Raw genomic sequence first — 24,546 nt, forward strand, 5'->3', positions numbered from 1 at the left:
AATTGATAAGAATTTAAAGAAAAGGGCTGAATCAACAGCCCTTAATAAAATAAAAATGGTATTACTTACGACGCCACGTTGTGCCTTCTGGACCATCTTCGAGCACGATGCCCATTTCGGTCAGTTTATCACGCGCCATGTCTGCATTAGCCCAATCTTTAGCCGCACGAGAATCATTACGTAGTTTAATAAGCGCTTCAATTTCTGCCACTTCATCATCACTACCTGCGTCTCCCTTCAAGAAAGCTTCTGGCTCTTGATGCAAAATACCAATAACCTCAGCCAGTTCGCGCATTTGAGCACCTAACGCACTTGCGGCCGCCAAATCGTCAGCTTTAATGCGGTTGATTTCACGTGCCATGTCAAATAGCACAGAATATGCTTCAGGCGTGTTGAAATCATCGTTCATCGCTTCAGTAAAGCGTGATACGTATTCTTCTCCACCTGCAGCCGCAGTTTCTAAATCCAGGCCACGTAGCGAAGTGTACAGGCGCTCCAATGAAGCACGAGCTTGATTTAGGTTCTCTTCACTGTAGTTAAGCTGACTACGGTAATGGCCCGACATCAAGAAGTAGCGCACCGTTTCTGAATCGTAGTGCTCTAACACGTCACGAATAGTGAAGAAGTTACCTAGTGACTTCGACATTTTCTCTTTGTCTACCATCACCATGCCACTGTGCATCCAAGTATTTACATACTGAGTACCATGTGCACAGCACGATTGTGCGATTTCATTCTCGTGGTGTGGGAACTGAAGATCGGAACCACCACCGTGGATATCAAAATGATTACCCAGAATGGATGAGTTCATCGCTGAACACTCAATGTGCCACCCTGGACGGCCCGGCCCCCATGGCGATTCCCACGTAGGTTCGCCTGGCTTAGACATTTTCCACAACACAAAATCTAATGGGCTGCGTTTAGCGGTTTCAACGTCAACACGCGCGCCAGCTTGAAGTTGTTCAAGATCTTGCTTAGACAACTTACCGTATTCATCAAATTTGCTGACTTCAAACATCACGTCGCCATTGTCTGCAACGTACGCGAAGCCACGTTCAATTAGCTTCTCAACTAACTCAATGATTTCTGTAATAAACTGAGTAGCACGTGGCTCTATATCAGGGCGTTTCATATTCAATGCATCAAAATCTGCGTGCATTTCACCAATCAAACGCTCTGTTAATGAATCGCATGATTCACCATTCTCAGCTGCACGTTTGATGATCTTATCGTCAATATCAGTAATGTTGCGGACAAACGTTAGGTCATAACCTAGGTAACGTAGGTAACGTGAGACGACATCAAAAGACACAAATGTGCGACCATGACCAATGTGACAGAGATCGTAGATGGTTACTCCACAGACATACATGCCAACTTTACCGGCATTGATTGGTTTGAATTCCTCTTTCTGTCTTGTGAGTGTGTTATATATCTTCAACATGATCTCTGTGCTTTATCGGATGAAACAAAATAGTGGTGCAGTATATCAATTTGCGTGCCGCTAGGTAATCCCCGACATGGACAAAAAATCCGCAACAAAGCCTATACTCAAGTCTCACGCTTCACTTTTCACGTATAAATGTTAGAAAAGTTAAGATAGAATCCGACTCTCAAATCAAAAACATATGTAAAGGTACTAATCATGATCACCCTTCACACTAATTTTGGTGACATCAAAATTCAGCTAAATGAAGAGAAAGCACCAGAAACAAGCGCAAACTTCCTACAGTACTGCCGTGATGGTTTCTACGACAACACACTCTTCCACCGTGTTATCGATGGTTTCATGATTCAAGGTGGTGGCATGGAATCTGGTTTACGTGAGAAACCAACTCGTGCACCAATCAAAAACGAAGCAAACAACGGCCTTAGCAACAAAGTGGGCACACTTGCTATGGCACGTACGATGGAGCCGCATTCTGCAAGCTCACAGTTCTTCATCAACGTGAACAACAACACTTTCCTAGATTTCCGTAGCGAAAGCCTTGACGGTTGGGGTTACTGTGTATTTGCTGAAGTTGTTGAAGGCATGGACATCGTAAACAAAATCAAAGGTGTCAGCACTGGCTCTTACGGCATGCACCAAGATGTTCCATTAGAAGATGTTGTGATCACTGGCACAACCATCGAAGAATAAGTCATGCAGAGAAGAGCCTTGGCGCTCTTCTCTTTTATTCCTTCAGCTATAAAACACCTATGACTACTCTATTCATTTCTGATCTACACCTCACTCCACAAGCCCCTGAAATTACAGAATGCTTTACTCATTTTATGCAAACACAAGCCATCAAGGCCGATGCTTTGTACGTGTTGGGTGATCTGTTTGAATTTTGGGTCGGTGACGATGATAAATCCCCTTTCGCCCAGCAAATTCGTGACGAATTCAAACGCCTTACTGATACTGGTGTGCCAGTCTTTTTTACCCAAGGGAATCGAGACTTTTTAGTCGGAAAACGGTTTGCCCAACAAACTGGGGTTACGCTGCTCGGTGATGAAACAGTGATCGATTTATATGGCCGTAATGCCGTTGTGCTACATGGTGATACCCTCTGCACTCAAGATACCAAGTACCTAGAGTTTCGAGCGAAAGTGCATCAACCCTGGTTACAATGGGTATTTAACCGTATCCCTATGTTTATCAAACAAAAGATTGTTGCCAAAGTTCAGTCGGATATTCGAGATGACAAAAGCACTAAATCACTTGAAATTATGGATGTGACACCAAGTGAAGTAGAAAAAGTCATGCAGCAACATCATGTTGATTTGATGATCCACGGGCATACCCATCGACCAAACATCCATTCATTGGAAACAGAAGATGGCAACAAAACTCGCATTGTTTTAGGAGACTGGTATACGCAAGGTTCCATCTTGGTCTATGATAAAAATGGTTACGAGTTACAAGTTTTAACATTTAACCAATAGCGGCTATTGATATTTATCTTTGAAAGATATCAATGCTTTATTATCATCCGACTGGTTAATCTAGCTAAGAATTATTCCATTGAAATATTCCTATATTGCTCGTCAGCCGATCCTCGACTGCGAGAAAAAAACGATTGGCTACGAACTATTGTTTCGTGATGGGCCTCAGAATACTTTTCCAGAAATTGAACCCGAACTCGCCACCAGCCGCTTGCTTTCGGACCACTTTCTCTCAACTCACTACAGTACACTTGGTGAGAGCTTAGGTTTTGTTAATTTTCCTTATCAGAGCTTATTGAACCGTATCCCTACCCTATTCCCGTCAGACAATTTAGTAATTGAAGTACTGGAAGATTGTCCCCCGACACCAGAGTTGCTTGAAGCAATAAAAGAAATGGCGCAAGCAGGCTACAAAATCGCATTAGATGATTTTGTTCCAAGTGTCGAATGGAAAGCATTTTTGCCTTATATCTCAGTGATTAAGTTTGACATCCGAATCGTGCCGATCGCAAAAGCAGCGATATTCATTCAAAAACTTAAAACGAGCAAAATTCTCTTTTTAGCGGAAAAAGTCGAAACGCATGAAGAGTTTCAACAAGCTAAAGATGCAGGCTTTGATTACTTTCAAGGGTATTTCTTCAGTAAACCTGAAATGATTGAGCGTAAGGCCCTCGAACCGTCTTTTGTAACTCTTGTTCAGTTGTGTATGGAAGTAGCAAAAGAAGAAATTGATTATAAGGCGATAGAGTCGTTGATCAGCACCGACCTTACCATGTCCTATAAATTGCTTACCTTTGTTAACTCTTCCTACATGGTGAGCACCAAAATACGGTCGTTCAAACAGGCGGTTGTTTATCTGGGTGAAGATAAACTGCGTAAGTTTGTTTCTTTGGTAGCAATTGCTTCAACCTAAGACTCTAAACCCGATTACCTTTATAGCCTTTCCATCCAACGAGCCAGATATTGTGAATTGCTAGCAAAACATTTCTCTTCATTTTTAGAACCAGGCTCGGCTTTTCTAACCGGAATGTTCTCGCTTCTAGATAGCCTACTCGACCAGCCATTTGATCAACTAGTGGATTCCATGCCAATCGCCGAAGATGTCAAACTCGCGTTAAGCAATGGCGAAGGAAGACTTGGTCAAATACTCTCGTTAACTCAAGCTTATGAGCGAGCTGATTGGGATAAGGTGAGCGAGATAAACTCCGAATTAGAGTTACCAGAAGAGATGCTCAGTCAAGCCTACGATGCTTCAGTCAAATGGACAGCTGAGTTGCTAGACGTAACGATGTAACATTTACTTGCCTTGAGACTGGCTATACACTGCTGGCATTTGATAAAACCGAGACATTTTATGCCTTCTTGCCCATGCTATAGCCAGTCTGATTATTCTGTTTGCTGTGAGCCTATTCATAAAGATCACCACAACGCCTTAAAACCAGAGCAACTAATGCGTGCTCGATATTCAGCGCACGTCTTAGGACTGGTGGACTTCGTCATTAACACCTATCACCCAAGCTGCCAAGCTGAAAACCAACGACAAGGTATTGAAGAGTCGATAAATTCTGAATGGAAAAAACTAGAAGTCACAAGTACCGAGGAAGGCAGCCATGTAGATGAAGGTTACGTGACATTTAATGCTTACTTCATTGACGAAGGCTCTGAATACTGCATGACTGAGCGCTCTCGCTTCATCCGAGAAAAAGCGCTTTGGTACTACATTGACGGTGAGTTTCCACAGCAAAAAACTAAGCCCGAACCAAGACTAAGCCAGCCAATCAAAGCTTTGAAAGTTGGCCGCAATGATCCTTGCATTTGTGGCAGTGGCAAAAAATTTAAGAAGTGTTGTGGATGAACTAATGCCATCAAGCTTTGTTTGATGGCTAATTTAGGCTAGCTCCAATTTTATCATTCATATAAATTAATTCTATCTTGTTCTGGAGTGGTTCTTGGTTTAACCAGCAACCAAGTTTGGAACATAAAAACGATAACTTAGTAGAGAATCGCTGGAAAAGTGACTTGCTGGTTAGCTATAAATAAGGTTTCAATACACGAATAAATAATTAAAAACTCATGCCATGAACTTCCTTTATTAAAATATCCAAATTTAACTTTCTAGCAAATCTAAAAGATACTCTAAATCGGAAATATATAACTCATCATCTTCATTCAAATGTTTCTTATTTTTACGTAAATAATATTTCTCTTCTACCATACGCTTACATTTGAATTTTGTGTCATGATCTATAAATCCATCTATATTCTCTATTGCATCCAAGGCATTATTTCTTGACTCTAACGTATCATTTACTACATAGTGAGTTAGCTCATACAAGTATTCTTTAGCATTAAACTTTGAAATAGCGTAGAGAACTGTTCCTCTTCTTCTATAATTCTCCTCTGACCTTATACAGGCAAATAGACACTCTAAGAAACTATCATCACCAATATCTCTCACTATCAATGCCATATTGTGTTTTACCAGATGTGAAGTGTTATAAATTATATTTTCTTTAATAAAATCTCCTATTTCAACTCTATCAATACATTTCAAATCATCTAATTTTTTTTTCAAATCTATATAACGAGCGTCTTCACTACATAGACTGTTCTTGAATTCAGAAACTATATTCATAACAATTCTGCTTGATACTTAGTATCCCCTAGGTTTTCCAAGAGTTTTCCAAATATCATACAATTCCTCAACCTTAGCTCTTGAATCTAAATCAAATCCATCATTAAAATCGTACTTACCTTCTTTCTCAACCCATTTGTTGAAACTTTCGGTCTTTATTGCCATACCATTTATGGAGCTGTTTCTTTTTCCTCTCAACATCATCACTTATAAGTAATAGAAACCAGAAGCAAGACTTGGTCTACTTACTCTTTTTTTTGATGTTATTGTCTTAATATCTTGTTTAAAATAACAAAGTAATTTCAAATTTAATGATTCACACTAGAAATATCTTGCGATTAAGTATTCAAAATAAATGACAAATTTCATAGAAAAGAAAACAAAACCATAAAAAGATACAAATAGAAGAATATAGGAATAACATACCGCTTTCTTCCCCTCATGAACTTTACTTTTAATCGGTATCCAAGATTCAGGATAAGGGTACCTTCCTACGCTCCTAGAAAGAAAAGCTACCAATAATCCATAAAGGCAACTGATAGAAAGTATTAAGTTACTAATTATTGCTCCAGACTTCCCAAAGAAAGAAGTAAGATACAATAAGGCAATTATAATAGTTAATATAATTAAAGGAATTTTGTTTATTTTATCATTCATAAAAATTATCTATATGGAATTGGTAGTGCCTAAGCAGTTGCACATAAGCTAGTCCAAATTATTCCATCCATTAATGAGCCAGCCTCTATTTTATTATTATTTCCTGCATACTCCTCTCGGCTTCCAATGTCAGAGATAGGATAATTTTAAATATTAGATGCACTCTTTCTATTAAGTCATCTAATATTTCATTATCAAAACCATCAAAACTATTCCAAGTATCAGAAGTAGCTGCTGCCGTGCAAATAAATCCTAAAATAATCTCTCTAGCATTAGGATCTATATACCTTAACGGGTCACCATTTATATAAGCATGGAGATTAATTCCACCTTGTTTTTGGAGTGGATCTCGGTTTAACCAACGGCCAAAATTTGGCATGTAAAAGCGGTACCCTAGACTAAACCACTGTCAACGTCATTACGCTTAGCCGAAATACCAAAAGGTTGTAGTGAAAATTCCTCACTTATATGGCGAAGAGTAAGAATCAAAGCATAACCCTATTTCTATAGTTATTTTTGTTTAAGGATGCAGTTAGATAACGCTGATGGTAAATAATCATCATATCCCATGACAAAAGTGTTTCCACTCCACCAAATATACTTTACATCATCATTGTTAAATACATACTTAGAGTAACTAATTCCTTTCTTATCATACTTTAATGGAATACGAACATAATCATCACTTTTATAATAATTAGCAGGGCCAGTATTATTATATAAACTTTCTGAATTTCCAATTGTATATATTCCGACATTAAGTAAATATCCATCAATATATATATGAAATACAGAAATACTAGCATCATCCGATTTTTTATGAAAAATATTTATTGGAAATTCACAGTCGTGGTCTTTAAGATAAATTGTAGTACCATTTTTTAATAAAAAATATGCAGCCACAGATATATCAGTACCTCCCCAAAATAAAATTATAAATATTATTGTTACAACTGTATTTTTTATTTTTATTCTCATTTATCAATCATCTCTAGAATAGCTTGTCCCGTAGTAGTTCCAGCTCCAATAACTAGATCCCTACGCGAAGAGGGAAGTGATCCTGAGCTAGATGTTCCTGGAACACTGCTTGCTGCGTATGGAACTGTTGGCAATAATTCGTCTTTGAATGCTTTATTATTTTTATACATTTCATCACAGGCAGCTTCATAATCACCACTTTCTCACAGTTTCTTTACTTTAAAATGTTTGTTCTTGTATTTATTGAGCCTTATCAAGGAGATCATCGTCATTGAACCAACTATCATAAAAGTTATAAAAAGAATAAAGTACAAATGCTCCTGCAATAATATTTAATGCATAACGCCAGGATCCACATATCCTAACGGGTCACCATTTACATAAGCATAGAGGTTAATTCCACCTTGTTATTGGGGTGGATCCCGGTTTAACCAACGGCCTAAATTTGGTATGTAAAAGCGGTACCCAAAGTAGACTAAACCACTATTAATTGGTCGACATATCAAAAGGTTGTAGTGAAAATTCCTCTCCCATAACTTGACTGTAAGACAAAGAGCAAGAATCAAGATCTGACCCTATTTAACTCTTTATTTCAGTTACTCAGCTCTACGTCTTCCTCCTGACCAGAATACTCTATATATATTATAAAAAGCAAAGCTCCCCATATAACTTCCATAACTAGCCTGATTATCATCATTTCAGGAATACCTATTCTTATACCTGAGAAAATAGAATAGAATAAATAGTAAACAGTCATAATATAAAAGAAATTTTTGCTCCATTTCTTTTTAAGATATATACTTAATAGAGACAGATGGATTAATACAATACCTAAAATGAAAAAATTTTCATTTATTGCAGGAGCATCATATTTTGCCCATTCATAATACATATCACCATCAAATGTAGGACTATAAGATAAAAACAGCTGTAGATTGAATAGAAAAACAATTGAATATATTAGTATGTTTTTATTATAAGCATTAGATTTATTATTAAATTTTTCATTTTGATCGACATGAATACAACACAGTATGCTCCCCCAAAAAAAAGTACTTATTACTCCTACCAAATCTATAGATGATGATATAAATCTAACTCCAGAAAGGAAATAGGATATACATATGAATATGATAGAACTCAGTAATATGACCTTTCCAAATTTTTTATCTATATAAATCAAAAAATATGACAATAAAATCATAATATATACAAAATAATAATACAAATCTGGCAGTATATAGATAAATTCAATGCCATCATATTTAAGTAAATGACGGAAAATCGGGTCAACATAGTCTAGATCAAGGTAATAAATAAAATACTCAATTAATAATAGAGCTAACGAAAGCAAAAGCATTTTCTTCAAAACTACATTAGTATTATATTTATTTATAAAAAAAATAACGCAATTTTAATACATCTGACCTACTCCATAATGTAATTAAAGAAAACAAAAAATAGCTATTTATTTTTTAATTATTTTATTTCATAGATATAAATTATAATTAGTTTTTTTGAAAAAAATTATATATGGGCCATGTAAAACAAGACAGTATAAAGTAATAAAATGGTATAGATATAAAATTGAGAAATGGAACTATAATAATCGGTAGTTCAATACCATCCATTGCAATATAATAAAAGTCTGAAGCAAATTCATAAGTTGCTTCTACCATCGCTAACCACATAGCTAATGTTGTAAAAGTTTTAAAATTCATTATTTTAAATTTAACCCCGTGTCATCTGGACAACATAATAATAGGGAATATTATCATCATAAGGGAAAAAGTACCTTGAATAATAATTACCATTAATCTTCTAACTTTAATTCCCTTTTTATCTAAAAAATCTTTTTTACTAAATAATATTGTAAAATTTTTAGGTCCAACTTTTCCTTTATCAAATCTAAACTTTCTTAAGATGATTGGAGATAATGTGATCATCGACGAGAAAATAAAAAAAAGAAACAGAAAGAAAAAAACCAAGATATCAATATAACTCATTCTACTGCCCTTTAACTAAAACACTATTCCACCAAATAGAAATACGCCTGCTCCTGCGGAAATAGATAACTCATTAATTCCCATAACATCTGTAGATAGATCTGGATCAAACAAATTATTTTCTTCTGAATCATCTACGTTCAGACCATCCGATTCAGTTTTACCACCAACACCTACTCCACCTACTTTCAAATCCCATTGAGCCCTTACTCCACCATATGACCCACATTTATCTCTACCATTATCATTAGGATCAAATCCTATATGTCCACCCATACCGAAACCAATTTGAAATTCGATCCATCCTTTACCTGATTCAGGATTGTACCCAAATGAGGTTCCTACACCAGCAGGGTAATAGCTTAAAGTCATTGACCAACGCCCATCAGGATCTATATACCTTAACGGGTCACCATTGACATAAGCATAGAGGTTAATTCCACCTTGCTCTTGGAGTGGGTCTCAGTTTAACTAACGGCCTAAATTTGGCATGTAAAAGCGGTACCCAAAGTAGGCTAAACCACTGTCAAAATCGCTACGTTTAGTCGACATACCAAAAGGTTGTAGTGAAAAATCCTCACTTATAGGGCGAAGAGTAAGAATCATAGTATACCCCTATTTCTATAGTTATTTTTGTTTAAGGATGCACTTAGATAACGCTGATGGTAAATAATCATCATATCCCATGACAAAAGTATTTCCACTCCACCAAATATACTTTACATCATCATTGTTAAATATATACTTAGAGTAACTAATTCCTTTCTTATTATATTTTAATGGAATACTAACATAATCATCATTTTTATAATAATTAGCAGGACCAGTATCACTATATAAACTTTCTGAATTTCCAATTGTATATATTCCGACATTAAGTAAATACCCATCAATATATAAATAAAAAACAGGAACAATAATATCATTCGGTTTTCTATGAAAAATATTTATTGGAAATTCACAGTCGTGGTCCTTAAGGTAAATTGTAGTTCCATTTTTAAATAAAAAATATGCAGCCACAAATATATCAGAACCACTCCAAAATAAAATTATAAATATTATTGTTATAACTATATTTTTTGTTTTTATTCTCATTTGTCAATCGTCTCTAGAATAGTTTCTCCCGTAATAGTTCCAGCCCCAATAACTAGATCCCTACGCGAAGAGGGAAATGGTCCTGAGCTAGATGTTCCTGGAACACTGCCTGCTGCGTCTGGAACTGTTGGCAATAATTCGTCTTTGAATGCATTATTATTTTTATACATTTCGTCACAGGCAGCTTCATAATCGCCACTTTCCCACAGTTTCTTTACTTTAAAATTTTGTTCTTGTACTTCTTGAGCCTTATCAAGGAAAGCATCGTCATTGAACCAACTATCATAAAAATTATAAAAAGAATAAAGTACAAATGCTCCTGCAATAATATTTAATGCATAACGCCCATCCGGATCCACATATCCTAATGGGTCACCATTGACATAAGCATAAAGGTTAATTCCACCTTGCTCTTGGAGTGGGTCTCGGTTTAACCAACGGCCTAAGTTTGGCATGTAAAAGCGGTACCCAAAGTAGGCCAAACCACTTTCAAAGTCACTACGTTTGGTCGACATACCAAAAGGTTGCAGTGAAAAGTCGTCGCCTGTCACTTGACCGTATGGAGAATATGCCCTTTGACTTAGTCTTTGGCCTTGCTGATCGAGCACTCCATACACATGACCAAGATGATTGGTTAAGTAATAATAGTTTTGGCTATTTTGCTGACGCATTAATAAACCACCAACACCGCCGGGTCTATCTGGTCGCCAAATATTTCTCGCAAGTGTATTATCCTGAGCATCTCGCTCTTCAAGCTCAATCAGTCCAAGCCTCACAAACCGTTTCTCAACCACTTTACTGCTATTCTCGAAGCGTTGGTAAACTCTTAGAAAATGGTCATAGCCATATTCAAAACGCTCTTCAATTGACCGTCCTTCTTTCTCAAACTGAATTGAAACAAGTCGATTTTCAGCATCATAATCAGCGGTAAAAGGAATATTGTCTGGCAATAGCCCTTTTATTAAGTTGCCATCCGCATCATAGGCAAAAACATCGGTATTGCCATTCCAACTTTTAATTTGGTTCAACGCATTATAAGACGCTTTAGGTTGCACTCGCTCGAATGGCAACGATTCAGAGGTTTGCAATTGGGTGATATTCCCTGCAACATCAAACCCAAATGTAAACTCAGCAATCTTACTATCACCTCGTTTATATTGAAGTTGTGAAATGTCTCCGACAGAATCAAAGCTCAAAGTCTGCACAACATCATTTGGATAAGTGAGGCTCGCAGAAACGTCACCTGCTGTATCGTTGTAAATTAAATCAAAAACTTGCTCCAATGCTGATATTTGTTTTAAACGACTAAGTGCGTCGTACTTATATTCACCATAATTCTCTTCATTTAACTGAATTGAGGAAACTCTATTTAGCTCATCAAAATTTATTGCAATAGTATCTTTGTTCCAAGGCCCATCGATAGTATGAGGCATACCATTTGCATGATAGGTATATTGTGTTTTCCCTTGGCTATCAGTAACAGATTCTATTTGCCCAAGAGCGTTGTATTGGTAACTGACTCCAGGTGTATCATCACTATAACTAACACGGACTAATTGATTTTTTTCGTTGTAGGTGAAGGATTTGGTTATGCCACGAGCGTTCGTCGTTTGCTTGATATATCCTTGTTCATACGCAATGTTAAATTCATTGCCATCAGCATAACGTTTGGTTGTTAGTTGCCCAACTTCGTTATATTCAAATTCTGTTTTGTTTTGGTTTGCATCAATGATTGCCGCAATACGACCAGCGGCATCTCTTTCAAGACGGGTGACCCCTGCCATAGGGTCTACAACCGCCATCAATTGTTTCGCGGAGTTATACTGATATTGGTATGTTCTATCTCCGGGTAGTGTTTTGCTCTCTAAAATACGAGGACAACTACCATAAACAATTTCAGAGTTCCGATTACCCGCTTGTTTCACATGAGTTAATTGATTAATGCGGTCATATTGATATTGCGTTGCTTTGCCATGTAAATCGGTAACCTGAGTAACACGGCCAAGCGCATCATATTGATAAGAAGCGACCACCTTATCAGAGGTTGAGATGGAACCGAGTAACCCTTCTGAGTAACTGAGGTTAACAACTTGCTTATTTGCACCAATGACTTGTATTAACTGACCTTTTTCATTGTATTGGTACTGTGTTTGAGCACCATTTAAATCGGTTTTATTGGTCAACAAATTAGAAGAGTTATAGCTATAGCGAATATCGCCTCTTGGGGTTGCTTCTTTAATTAAGTTTTGATTGTCGTCGTACACATAGATAGTTTCATTGCCTAGCGTATCTATCGACTGGATGATATTCCCTAGAGAGTTATTCCTAAATTGGATTGTACTACCATCAGAATAACTTTTTTTCGAGAGATTACGGTTGTCATCGTACTCGAAACGGACCCACGTATTATCCGGATAATCTATCTGGCTAATTCGTGAATAACCCTTATTAAAACGTTGATACTGGTAGACTGTTTTAGGGACATTATCTTGAGCATTGTTGGTATGTCTATCGACATAATTCACATAATTTTCTGGTGAAACATGCCAAGACTTTCCTGTCTGTGAGTTATAGAAAAACTCTTCACGGTATCCGAGAGGATTAATAGCTGTAATACGGCTACTCATCCCCATAGGGTCTCCTAATGCAGGATATTCATCGACACGACTTGAATCAGGGTCTCCAAATTCAACAATAAACTGTGTTTCACCCTTGGCATCTTTAAGTGAATTGATGATTCCGTTTTCATCGTAACCCACCTTGGCGGTGTACCCTTGCATGTCTTCCAGACTGATCAACTCACCTTTATCGTTGTACTCAAAGTGGGCTTGATAACCTGTTGGCCCCGTAGCCGTAGTGATTTGGTTGTTCTGGTTATACGTAAGGGTGACTGATTGTGCTAAGGCATTGGTGATCTGTGTGAGCTTATTATTTTGGTACGCAAAAGTCAGCGCATTACCGCTTTGATCAACCGAAGTCACCAACGTGTACTTACCTTCGTTACTTGCTTCAAACAATTTATAGCTGCCGTCAACGTACTGTGCTTTTATCTGCTCGCCCTGAACTGATAACCTCGGTAAGAAAGAGGCTTCCCCAGCCATAAGTGAATATTTGTTTAAAACAAAGTTGGTACCAATTTTTTCATATTCATCCACACGGCCATCACCGCTGAATAAAATAAATGAGCCTGTTTCTTCATGTGTTGTAATGTAGTCGCCATAACTGTGCGTCCAACGAGATCCAACAGAGCTTTGTGGGTTTTCTTTACCTAACGCATTGTAAGTGAGTGAGAATTCAATATTAGGTCCATAAGCAGAGTCCACCCAAATCGGTGTATCATAAACAACTAAGTTCAAACTCTTAAAGTCAAAGTGCCATACGGGAGCACCTCTCTCACAGCCATCTCCGTTATCACCAGGTTTATCCGATTCGTAAGCAGAACCAGGAGGACGCTCCCTTCCCTGAGCACCATTAGGTGGATCGTACAAAGGGGCACAAGATTGAATCAGCGCTAATACCACTAGCGCTAGTGCAACAAAAATAGCTAATAGCATTTGTTTTATTCCTTTAGTGGTTTAGTTGATTCGAAGTGGATTCTTTTTCAACCAAAAGAGCTGGTGAAGTTAATAATGCATCATATTGATTAGTCGCCTTATTGTGTATTAGGCGTCCTTTCGCAAGATTAAAATCGTAGAATGCGGAGAGGTTCTCCTCCTCACCAGAAGGGGTGTTTCGCTGATAGTATTCCAGTTCATGGTCAGACAACGAGCGGTCCCAATATTGGATATTATCTACTTGCGCTTTCATTTCTTCTGTTTGAGAAAATGCGCCTAGATAAAAAGGAGTTTTACTTACGCCAGAAAAGTCAATATATGACAAAGAATATATTTTAGTTCCATCTACATATATCTGTGCGGTAGAAGACTTATAACGCATGGCAAAAGTATACCAAACACCCTCATTAAGCTGCTTACGCCTGCTGTAACTCCCTCGATCTCCAACACCAAAAGCAACATTACCATCTTTATCTACGCCTAAATAGTATCGATTTTTGGTAAGATCATTAGCACCTAAGTGTTGTAACAAACCTTTTAACTGAGAAAATTTAACATTATAAATTAATGTCTTATCTCCGGAGCCTGGGTAAATACCAGTTATAGCATAGTCACCATTACCATTGAGGTTTAATACTCCATCGGTAAATAACGTTGTTTCACTACCATGTTTATTTTCAAACCAACGTGTAAACGACAACCAGTTTGAAAGTCCATCTCCATCACTAACTTTATCTGCATCTTTAGTAAATGGATCAATTCCCTCACTCAGTTCAAAGCTATCGATCATCCCATCACTATCAGTATCTTCATCACAGGGGTTTGTCGACAGTTCAAACTCCTTACCGTCAAATAATCCATCGTTATCTGTATCTGCTGTCAAATAATCAATGCAAAGTTGTTGCTCTATATAATCAGGAATCCCGTCAGCATCGGTATCTTCCTCTGGATAAGGTTGAATATTGATGTCACCCTCGAGTTTCAAGTCGAAATCTCCATTGGCAAGGTTTTTCACCCACGTATCTTTTACCGTAGAGAAATCATAAGCGGCAACAAGTCCCTCAGAGCCGAAGATCGGCATAATGGCGGTATACTTCAAACGCTCTTCATCTGACAATGCTCGCTCCCAGACTTGAACATTGTCCAATACACCATCAAGATGATTTGTAGCAAGACCTACCTCATTCAATGCCCCCAGCCAAACAGCATGATCAAATGGCTTTGAAATAGTTGACCACCTCCGATAATCACTTCTTATTAATCGAGTATTGAGATAGAAATTAATCTTCTCTTTCCCAACAACTAATGCGATGTGGTTCCATTGTTCTGAAGAATATATTGGTTCATTCCAAGAGTACCCACTTGAAGTGTCTTCTCCCCAACCCATCTTATGCTGTAAATACTGGGTGCCCGCATAATAATGCTGACTTTTTCTTTCGGTCACACCTGATAGCTGTGATTTGTCGTTTGACGACTTGAACCAATACATTAACGTTGAATCACTATCTTTGGGGAAGAATGGCGTGATGGCATAACCACCATTCGCTGAGTTGGCTAATACTCCACTTTCAACTGAATTCTCTGTTAATTCCGATGTTTCAATGCTTAGGTATTCCTGCCAGTTGTTTACACCATCACCGTCACTGTCAAAATTAGCATCGGCAATTTGAGCATCCGTGCCGTTTTTGCGCTCAATATTGTCAGGCATGCCATCACTATCAGTATCTTCATCACAAGGGTTTATCGATAGTTCAAACTCCTTACCGTCAAATAATCCATCGTTATCTGTATCTGCTGTCAAATGATCAATGCAAAGTTGTTGCTCTATATAATCAGGAATCCCGTCTGCATCTGTATCTTCCTCTGGATAAGATTGAATATTGATGTCGCCCTCGAGTTTCAAGTCAAAATCTCCATTAGCAAGGTTTTTCACCCATATGTCTTTTATCGTAGAGAAATCATATGCAGCAACAAGCCCTTCTGAACCGAAGGCTGGCATAATGGCGGTATACTTCAAACGCTCTTCATCTGACAATGCTCGCTCCCAGACTTGAACATTGTCCAATACACCATCAAGATGATTTGTAGCAAGACCTACCTCATTCAATGCCCCCAGCCAAACAGCATGATCAAATGGCTTTGAAATAGTTGACCACCTCCGATAATCACTTCTTATTAATCGAGTATTGAGATAGAAATTAATCTTCTCTTTCCCAACAACTAATGCGATGTGGTTCCATTGTTCTGAAGAATATATTGGTTCATTCCAAGAGTACCCACTTGAAGTGTCTTCTCCCCAACCCATCTTATGCTGTAAATACTGGGTGCCCGCATAATAATGCTGACTTTTTCTTTCGGTCACACCTGATAGCTGTGATTTGTCGTTTGACGACTTGAACCAATACATTAACGTTGAATCACTATCTTTGGGGAAGAATGGCGTGATGGCATAACCACCATTCGCTGAGTTGGCTAATACTCCACTTTCAACTGAATTCTCTGTTAATTCCGATGTTTCAATGCTTAGGTATTCCTGCCAGTTGTTTACACCATCACCGTCACTGTCAAAATTAGCATCGGCAATTTGAGCATCCGTGCCGTTTTTGCGTTCAATATTGTCAGGCATGCCATCATTGTCAGTATCTGAATCACATGGGTTTGTAGTAATTATAAATAGATGAGATACACCAAGCTCATCACCATCATTTAAACCATCACCATCACTGTCCGCATTCAATGCATCAGTACAAAATGCCAACTCTAAACGGTCAGCTAAGCCATCATTATCCGTATCATTGTCTGTTGGCTCAGCAACTAATTGAGCACCATGAACTAACTTCAAGTCGTATTGATTTGTTGCTCGGTTTTTTACCCAGTCACCTTTGGAAACACTAAAGTCATACCAAGCCTTTAGAGAAGGAGATGTAAGTTCTGGCTCTTTAAACATGTACTGTTTTATTTCATGTTGGTTTAACGCTCGAGACCATATCCCTACATCATCAAACAGCCCTTTCATATGATTCACCGGTGTGCCATATTTATTTGATGCCCCAAGATAAGTAGCCCAAAGCGTTGCTTCAGAAGGAAACGCATACTGAGTCTTAACAGGTGTGCCATTTACGTATAACGTTACCCTTTGGTCCTTTTCATTTTCTCTTTTATACACTAAAGCAAGATGCACCCAGTCTCCTATGGCATGAGGTCTGTCGTCATCCGTATCAAAACGAATACGTGCAACTCCCTTATGTTCACCATTGAAGCCCAACTCCATACCCTGAGAGACACCTGAGAGTTTCAGCTTATATTCGTCAGGTCCTTCAAACTGGGTCCAGTACATAAAGGTCACTTCCCCTTCATCAGGAAAGAAGTTGGTAATAGCGTAGCTACCAGAGTGCTCTAATTGCATCACACGTGCCGCTTCAACTTCAGAACTTGACGGAAGCACCTCTGTCATATCGGTTGCGTAGCTTTGCCAGTTATTATTTGGGCTACTTGGTAATGACTTGCTATTTGCGTTTGATATTAAGGGGTTACTGCTATTTTTAAGTTCATAGTCATCCGGAATATTATCTTTATCACTGTCCCATAAACATGGATCTGTAACTATAGGGTAAAGAGAGTTCACACCATACTCTTGACCATCTAATAACCCATCACCATCAGTGTCTGCATTCGCTACATCAAGGCAACTTGCCAACTCTAATTTGTCATTAATCCCATCGGCATCACCATCAAAATAAGCCTCTTCTTCTGTTAAACGCGCCCCTTTGACCAAGGTTAAATCATATTTTCCTGTTACTAGGTTTTTAACCCATTGGCCTTTAGATTCGTTAAAATCGTACGCCAGCAATAAATCGGCTTCACTAGTAGCATCAGGTTGAGTGATCATATAACGGCGAATTTCTTGCTGGTTCAATTCACGTTGCCATAAGAAGACATTATCTAATTTGCCATTCATATGACGATTCGCCACACCCTCAAAATTGATGGCTCCCAAAAATACTGGGAAAGGGATACTTTTAATAGCGCGATTCGAGCTCTCTTTGATAAGTTGACCATTCAAATATAATTTAGCTCCACCACTTCCCACCGTTAATGCAAGATGATTCCATTGGTTATTCATCAAATCATCATAGCTATGTTCTCTGTATGAGCGATTAAGTATAAATGCAGCTCCATACATATCATGTCCTAAGGCTAAGCCCGCTTCATTACTGATTGGGGTTGCGCCGCTCATGGCATAATCGTATACATGTAACCTTTCATTTGGCTTGTACCAAAACATAAAGGTTGAGTCGCCTTCAGTAGGATAATAACCAGATATCGCATAACCTGGAGTATCTTCAATATTTAGCTCTCGATCAGTTTCAATCGACGTTAGAGACTGGAACTCGCTACTATTATTTAATGTACCGATAAAGTAATCCCAATTAGTTTGTCCACTAGCCGTATGAAGTAAGTTCCCATCAGCAATGGTTGGGTTCATTCCGTTCTCGAGTTCAAAGAAATCGTCGACCCCATCATTATCCGTATCTTTTTCGCAAGGGTTGGTGGTTATTTTCTCGCCATCAATGACTGTGCCTATTTGCAGTTCATTCCCGTCAGCAATACCATCACCATCAGAATCACTATTACTAGAGTCAGTACAGTAGGTTGCTTCAAACTCGTCACTTAACCCATCTCGGTCTGCATCTTCAGAAACTTCCGACGCAATAACATGAGCGCCCTTAACCAATTTCATATCATATTGGTCAGTCGCCATATTCTTAATCCAATCTCCTAAAGTATTTGAGAAATCATAAAAAGCCACTAACCCATCACTCTGTGCATCAGGTGCCTGTAACATGTGGTTTAATATATCTTGAGCCGACAACGCTTGATCCCAAATTTGGATATCATCTATCTGACCTGACTGATGGTATTTATCGATACTTTGATAATTTAATGCACCAAACCACAGCATGTATTTCTGTAGCTGAGAAGTACTTTGATTTGTTGCTCCTCTGTTAATGCTTTCAAGATTACCGTTAATATAAAGCTTGATACTTTCAGGTGAGGTCACGATAGCAAGGTGATTCCATTGATCTTTTTTGAGAGTTTTAGAAGCTGTCAGGCTTCTATCTGCCCAATCCCCTTTGCCCTGCCCAGTTTTATCTAAGCCTAATGTAAATTCATTACTATATATCGAGTAAGTTGCACCACTAAGCTGCTCGGCAGATATTGAAGAAGGCTTAAACCAGTACATAAGCGTCTTGTTGCTACCTTGGGGGGTAAGGCCTGATATTGCATAGCCTCTACTATCCGAGAGTTCGAGCTCACCATTTAGGCTTTGTTCTGCGTGATTATTCGTCTTTAATTGAGATACCGATTGCTTCGCATACCTAGTCCAGTTGTTTTCCGTTTCATTTGTAGCGATGTGCCCTACATCATAGGCGGTTGGATCCATATCATTTTCTGCCTCAAATTGATCAGGAATACCGTCATTATCTGTATCTTCAGAACATGGGTTAGTGGATTTGATGCTCTGTGACAAAGGCGCTAATTCATCTTTATCAGAAACACCATCGCCGTCACTATCAGCCTTATATGGATTTAGGCATTTACCTTGCTCCAATTGATCGGATAGTCCATCTCCATCAGAATCCTCTCCCCAATCACGTATTGTGAGGGCAGCAGTTGAGGTTAGCTTTAGGTCATAACGTTCATTGGCTTTATTAAATACCCAACTTCCTCGAGACTTTGCAAAATCATAATAAGCGACTAAACCCAAAGTCCCCGCCTCAGGCGCTTCAATCATGTAGCGACGAATGAGATGTTGTGGTAGCTCTCGTTGCCATATTTGAACATCATCCAGCGCTCCATTCATATATTTACTTGGCTTCCCTGATGAATTCAAAGCCCCCAACCAGATAGATAAAGGAACTGGATCTGGAGGATTTAGCAGCCAAGCCGGTATAGAGCGTCTATCAACTCTATTCCCATTAAGGTACAGTGTTGCAGTTCCCGATTTCACAGCGATAGCAAAATGGTGCCATTCATTTAGGTTAAAGCTCTCTTTGTCGCTACCTAATCCACCACCACTCCACTTACCGACCATTTTGCCTTTGGAATAGTTATCCGTTCCTAGTTGCAAAGTTGCGGTATTCGAATTAGTAAAAAAGCCAGAGAATTGATCTCCATAGGAACTCGGTTTGAACCAATACATAAAGGTCTGTTCGACATTACTGCTATAACCAGAAATGGCATATTCTCGATTGTTATTCAGATCGAGATAACGTTCTTGATCGACAGTGTCTAGGTTGCTTTCGACTTGTTCTATATGGTTTTGGTAGATCTGCCAATACGTTAGCCCTGAGTCAGGGTCTACCATGAGCACATCATTTTTCGAAGGGTTCATACCATTCTGGTATTCAAAGTCATCGGGAATGCCATCCAGATCGGTATCTTGATGACACGGGTTTGAAGTCACCCCAATTGAAGAGCCAATACCAAATTCTTCACCATCAGAAATACCATCACCATCAGTGTCAAAACTGTCGGTATCACTACAAATGGCATTTTCAAATACGTCAGGAATATGGTCACCATCCGTATCCAAATAATCTGGTTGTAAAGTTAGTTTTGCACCTGATGAAAGTTTTAAGTCAAACTGACCTGAGACTATGTTTTTAACCCATTCACCTCGACTCTCAGTAAAATCATAAAAACCGAGTAAGTTGTCGTCCTCTTGGAATGTTGGATTAAACATGCTCTTTGTTACATCTTGAGCGGTTAGGGCCTTACTCCAAACTCGAATATCATCAATAACGCCATTAAAACCTTCAGTTAACCACGCTTTTTTCTGATTTCTCGCCCCAAACCACAGAGCATATTGGCTCGCACTCTTAAAGGTTATACCGCGTAAAGTCTTGACCAGTTCTCCATTCACAAATAGTCGAGCTTCTCTGTCCGCGTACGACAAAGCAACATGCGTCCATTGTCCGTCATTTGCATATTGGCGTTCAGTTGTCGTCTGACTTTGGCCAACTCCAAAAATAAAATTACGTGATTTATCCAGACCTACAAAGTAGCGACGATTACTGTCATCATGAGAACCTTGAAGCTGGCGTGAATCTAGGTCATCAAATTGATGTTTGCTCCAAAATGATAGACTCATTGGAGAGCCATCTGGAATATAACCTGAAATTGCAAAACCATTATTGTCAGCGAGATCTAATACTCGTTTCTGATTAACAATCTCTGTATTTTCTTCTCTATGTTTGTTCGCTACCCATTGAACATAATCCGACCAACGTTCACCGTAATAACTATCTACGGTAAGAGGATTTGTTCCTGCGATCGTCTCATACGCGTCTTCGATACCATCCCCGTCTCCATCAACTAAACAAGGTAACGAGTGAATTTGAGTAGCTTCCCCGAAGACAATTTCTTCATTATCTAATAGCCCATCCCCATCAGAATCTGAGCTTAACTCTGATAAACAAAGTGTTCTTTCAATATGATCGGGAATTGTATCTGAATCGCTATCTAGCGCTGTAAATGACGCTATTTTACTAAAAGATTTTTGGCCGGTGTCGCTTATAGCTACAACTTGCCAATAACGTGGATTAGAATCGGTAATGTCGGAAAGATCGATATTTATATTGTTATTAATAAGACCACTTTTATACTTATAGAGTTGGCTTTCATTTGAGCCAAGCAAAATTTCATAATGGCTAATATTTTCCATTAATTCCCAACTAAACCTGACAGGGTGCTCTAAATTTAATTTCGAGAGATTAGTTGGTGAAATATAAATTGGGGAATCTAAATCTGAAAACTCTTTTTGGTCTGAAACCGAAAGTATGTTTCCTAACGCATCAAGATGATAATATCTTTTTGTCTCATCACTATTAGCTGATATTAACTGCCCAAGGAGATTATATTTATATGATTGCTGTACTCCCACGGCTTGCGCATGAGAAAAGATAAATAGAAGAACAAAAAGGGTTATTATACGATTAATATTCACCGAGCAGCTCTTTTATATCGCCATCAATAGGTAAATAAAATATCAAAAATTATATTTTAAAAAAAGAACCGAAATTAGTCTGAAAGTATTAACATTATAAAAATATAAAAAACCATTATAACACTGAAAATAGAATATAATTTTCCTTTAAAAACAATGAGCTTTACAATTAAGAGTGACAATTTAATTCAATTCACATAAAAAAGTTTTATACTCAAATTCTTAATATGTGAAGTACTTAAACATACTATCCTTAAAAATCATAACAAATTCTAAACCAATGCGATTGTTGGTCAGTACTTTCCAGCATAACCAACGATGACTCTTTCGCTATTGCCTAATAAAAATGCCGTTCACTTAATGTGAACGGCATTTAGGTTCTTACTTATCTTTCAGAATTAGTGTACTACAGCTTCTTCTTCATTAAGGTATTCAAACTGCAACTCATCGCCTTTAAGAGCAACTTTTACAGTCCCGCCATCAACTAATGAACCAAACAACAATTCGTTCGCTAATGGTTTCTTCAATTGCTCTTGGATAACTCGTCCCATAGGGCGAGCACCCATCGCTTTATCATAGCCTTTCACAGCTAGCCAATGGCGCGCATCATCCGAGACTTCCAATGATACGCCTCGAGAGTCCAATTGGGCCTGAAGCTCAACAATGAATTTATCGACAACCTGATGGATAACATGCTCATCAAGACTATTGAACCAGATGATGTTATCAAGACGGTTACGAAACTCAGGTGTAAACACCTTCTTAATTTCCGACATCGCATCATGACTGTGATCTTGCTGGATCAGACCGATTGATTTCTTCTCAGTCATCTGAACACCAGCGTTGGTTGTCATTACTAAGATAACATTACGGAAATCGGCTTTACGTCCGTTGTTATCAGTAAGCGTACCATTGTCCATTACTTGCAGTAACAAATTGAAGATATCAGGATGTGCTTTCTCAATCTCATCCAATAGGACAACTGAATGAGGATGCTTGATAACCGCGTCAGTTAGCAAACCACCTTGATCATACCCAACGTAACCTGGAGGAGCACCGATTAAACGGCTCACTGAGTGGCGTTCACCATACTCAGACATATCAAAGCGAAGTAGCTCTATACCCATCAACTTCGACAGTTGAACTGTGACTTCGGTTTTACCTACCCCTGTTGGGCCTGCAAACAAGAAAGAACCAACAGGTTTGTTGTCTGCACCTAACCCAGCACGAGTCAGTTTGATCGCTTCGCTCAATACATCAATCGCATCATCTTGACCAAATACCAGCATTTTCATCTTCTCATCAAGATTTTGAAGAATCTCTTTATCTGATGAAGAAACTGACTTTTCAGGAATGCGAGCCATTTTCGCGACCATTGCTTCAATGTCACCCACACCTACTGTTTTCTTACGGCGACTTGCCGGAGCAAGACGACTGCGCGCCCCAGCTTCATCAATAACGTCGATTGCCTTATCAGGTAGATGACGTTCATTGATGTATTTCGCTGAAAGCTCCACTGCGGCTCGAAGTGCTTTATTGGTGTAACGGACTTCGTGGTGAGCTTCGTATTTCGGCTTAAGACCGATCAAAATTTTAGTCGTATCATCTAACGACGGCTCTACAACATCAATTTTTTGGAAGCGGCGAGAAAGTGCTCGCTCTTTGTCAAAAATATTGCTGTATTCTTGATAGGTGGTTGAACCAATACAACGCAACTTACCACTACTTAGTAACGGTTTAATTAAGTTTGCTGCATCCACCTGCCCACCAGAAGCAGCACCAGCACCGATGATAGTATGAATTTCATCAATAAATAGGATTGCGTCGTCTTCTTTCTCTAGCTGTTTCAAAATAGCTTTGAAACGCTTCTCGAAATCTCCACGATATTTAGTACCCGCAAGCAGTGAACCTATATCAAGAGAATAAATCACACTGTCTTTGATAATTTCAGGTACTTGACCTTCAACAATTCTCCAAGCAAGACCTTCTGCAATCGCAGTTTTACCTACCCCCGCTTCACCAACAAGAAGTGGATTGTTTTTACGACGGCGGCATAGTACTTGGATTGTTCGCTCAAGCTCTTTTTCACGGCCAATCAACGGATCAATCTGCCCTTGCTTAGCTAATTGGTTTAAGTTTGTTGCGAAACTTTCTAAGCGCTCTTCCGAGTTAGTTTCTTCAACGCTATCGCTGCTAAATGAATCAGATGACGAAGAATCGTCACCGGAGCTTGACGCTTTTGTTATGCCATGTGATATAAAATTGACGATATCTAAACGGCTAATATCGTTCTTTTTAAGAAGATACGCTGCGTGAGATTCTTGTTCACTGAAGATGGCAACTAGTACATTTGCACCAGTTACTTCACTGCGCCCTGAAGACTGAACATGGAATACGGCGCGTTGTAACACTCGTTGAAAACTCAATGTTGGTTGGGTTTCACGAGTCTCATCGTTTTCGGGGATTAAAGGCGTTGTTTGGTCGATAAATACATCAAGTTCAGCGCGTAAGCCGTCAATATCAGCCTGACAAGCTAACAACGCTTCTCTGGCAGCATCGTTTTCAAGCAATGCTAGCAGGAGGTGCTCGACGGTCATAAACTCGTGTCGTTTGTCTCGAGCTCGGGCAAATGCCCCATTCAAACTCGATTCTAGTTCTTTATTTAGCATAAGTACCTCCTTA

General features: G+C 38.7%; 14 protein-coding genes and 1 pseudogene. 4 read left to right on the forward strand and 11 right to left on the reverse strand.

The genetic code is table 11. From position 1 onward, the window contains the following. Positions 1-61: 61 nt before the first annotated feature. Positions 62-1,444 (reverse strand): cysteine--tRNA ligase, encoded by a 1,383-nt coding sequence (gene cysS, locus ACQEXU_RS11315; protein WP_367988635.1) that lies wholly within the window; start codon positions 1,442-1,444, stop codon positions 62-64. A 201-nt stretch (positions 1,445-1,645) separates the two neighbouring features. Between cysS and ACQEXU_RS11320 the strand changes: the two genes are divergently transcribed. The 4 genes and pseudogenes from ACQEXU_RS11320 (at position 1,646) to ACQEXU_RS11335 (ending at position 4,783) form a co-directional block, all read left to right on the forward strand. Further along, positions 1,646-2,140 (forward strand): peptidylprolyl isomerase, encoded by a 495-nt coding sequence (locus ACQEXU_RS11320; protein WP_367988634.1) that lies wholly within the window; start codon positions 1,646-1,648, stop codon positions 2,138-2,140. 59 nt (positions 2,141-2,199) lie between these two features. Continuing rightward, positions 2,200-2,928 carry a UDP-2,3-diacylglucosamine diphosphatase gene (gene lpxH / locus ACQEXU_RS11325; RefSeq protein WP_427010901.1) on the forward strand — a complete coding sequence of 243 codons (729 nt, stop codon included), beginning with the start codon at positions 2,200-2,202 and terminating at the stop codon, positions 2,926-2,928. Positions 2,929-3,007: 79 nt separating this feature from the next. Next, positions 3,008-4,222 (forward strand): annotated as a pseudogene (locus tag ACQEXU_RS11330) (EAL and HDOD domain-containing protein). Positions 4,223-4,282: 60 nt separating this feature from the next. Then, positions 4,283-4,783, forward strand: a complete 501-nt coding sequence (locus ACQEXU_RS11335) for a YchJ family protein (RefSeq protein WP_427010902.1) — start codon at positions 4,283-4,285, stop codon at positions 4,781-4,783. A 252-nt stretch (positions 4,784-5,035) separates the two neighbouring features. Here ACQEXU_RS11335 and ACQEXU_RS11340 read toward each other — a convergent pair whose 3' ends face one another. The 10 genes from ACQEXU_RS11340 to clpA form a co-directional block, all read right to left on the reverse strand. Then, positions 5,036-5,563 (reverse strand): hypothetical protein, encoded by a 528-nt coding sequence (locus ACQEXU_RS11340; RefSeq protein ID WP_427010903.1) that lies wholly within the window; start codon positions 5,561-5,563, stop codon positions 5,036-5,038. A gap of 18 nt (positions 5,564-5,581) precedes the next feature. After that, the gene (locus ACQEXU_RS11345; RefSeq protein ID WP_427010904.1) at positions 5,582-5,761 is read right to left on the reverse strand and encodes a hypothetical protein; all 180 of its coding nucleotides are present in this window, start codon (positions 5,759-5,761) and stop codon (positions 5,582-5,584) included. A 544-nt stretch (positions 5,762-6,305) separates the two neighbouring features. Beyond that, on the reverse strand, positions 6,306-6,599 hold the full coding sequence (locus tag ACQEXU_RS11350; RefSeq protein ID WP_427010905.1) for an RHS repeat-associated core domain-containing protein: 294 nt from the start codon (positions 6,597-6,599) through the stop codon (positions 6,306-6,308). A 131-nt stretch (positions 6,600-6,730) separates the two neighbouring features. After that, positions 6,731-7,198: a hypothetical protein gene (locus tag ACQEXU_RS11355; RefSeq protein ID WP_427010906.1), complete on the reverse strand. Its 468-nt coding sequence runs from the start codon at positions 7,196-7,198 to the stop codon at positions 6,731-6,733. A 592-nt stretch (positions 7,199-7,790) separates the two neighbouring features. Next, positions 7,791-8,552 carry a hypothetical protein gene (locus tag ACQEXU_RS11360; protein ID WP_427010907.1) on the reverse strand — a complete coding sequence of 254 codons (762 nt, stop codon included), beginning with the start codon at positions 8,550-8,552 and terminating at the stop codon, positions 7,791-7,793. A 667-nt stretch (positions 8,553-9,219) separates the two neighbouring features. Beyond that, positions 9,220-9,576 carry a hypothetical protein gene (locus ACQEXU_RS11365; RefSeq protein ID WP_427010908.1) on the reverse strand — a complete coding sequence of 119 codons (357 nt, stop codon included), beginning with the start codon at positions 9,574-9,576 and terminating at the stop codon, positions 9,220-9,222. 255 nt (positions 9,577-9,831) lie between these two features. Beyond that, a complete protein-coding gene (locus ACQEXU_RS11370; protein ID WP_427010909.1) occupies positions 9,832-10,299 on the reverse strand; it encodes a hypothetical protein in 468 nt (155 codons plus the stop codon). Then, positions 10,296-13,853 (reverse strand): RHS repeat domain-containing protein, encoded by a 3,558-nt coding sequence (locus tag ACQEXU_RS11375; protein ID WP_427010910.1) that lies wholly within the window; start codon positions 13,851-13,853, stop codon positions 10,296-10,298. Before ACQEXU_RS11375 ends, ACQEXU_RS11370 begins: the two co-directional genes overlap by 4 nt. Before the next feature lie 13 nt (positions 13,854-13,866). Next, the gene (locus ACQEXU_RS11380) at positions 13,867-21,864 is read right to left on the reverse strand and encodes a LamG-like jellyroll fold domain-containing protein (RefSeq protein WP_427010911.1); all 7,998 of its coding nucleotides are present in this window, start codon (positions 21,862-21,864) and stop codon (positions 13,867-13,869) included. Between the two features lie 398 nt (positions 21,865-22,262). After that, the gene (gene clpA / locus ACQEXU_RS11385) at positions 22,263-24,533 is read right to left on the reverse strand and encodes an ATP-dependent Clp protease ATP-binding subunit ClpA (RefSeq protein ID WP_367988628.1); all 2,271 of its coding nucleotides are present in this window, start codon (positions 24,531-24,533) and stop codon (positions 22,263-22,265) included. Positions 24,534-24,546: the final 13 nt, after the last annotated feature.

The organism is Vibrio sp. TRT 21S02 (genome assembly GCF_050113675.1).
Classification (GTDB): domain Bacteria; phylum Pseudomonadota; class Gammaproteobacteria; order Enterobacterales; family Vibrionaceae; genus Vibrio.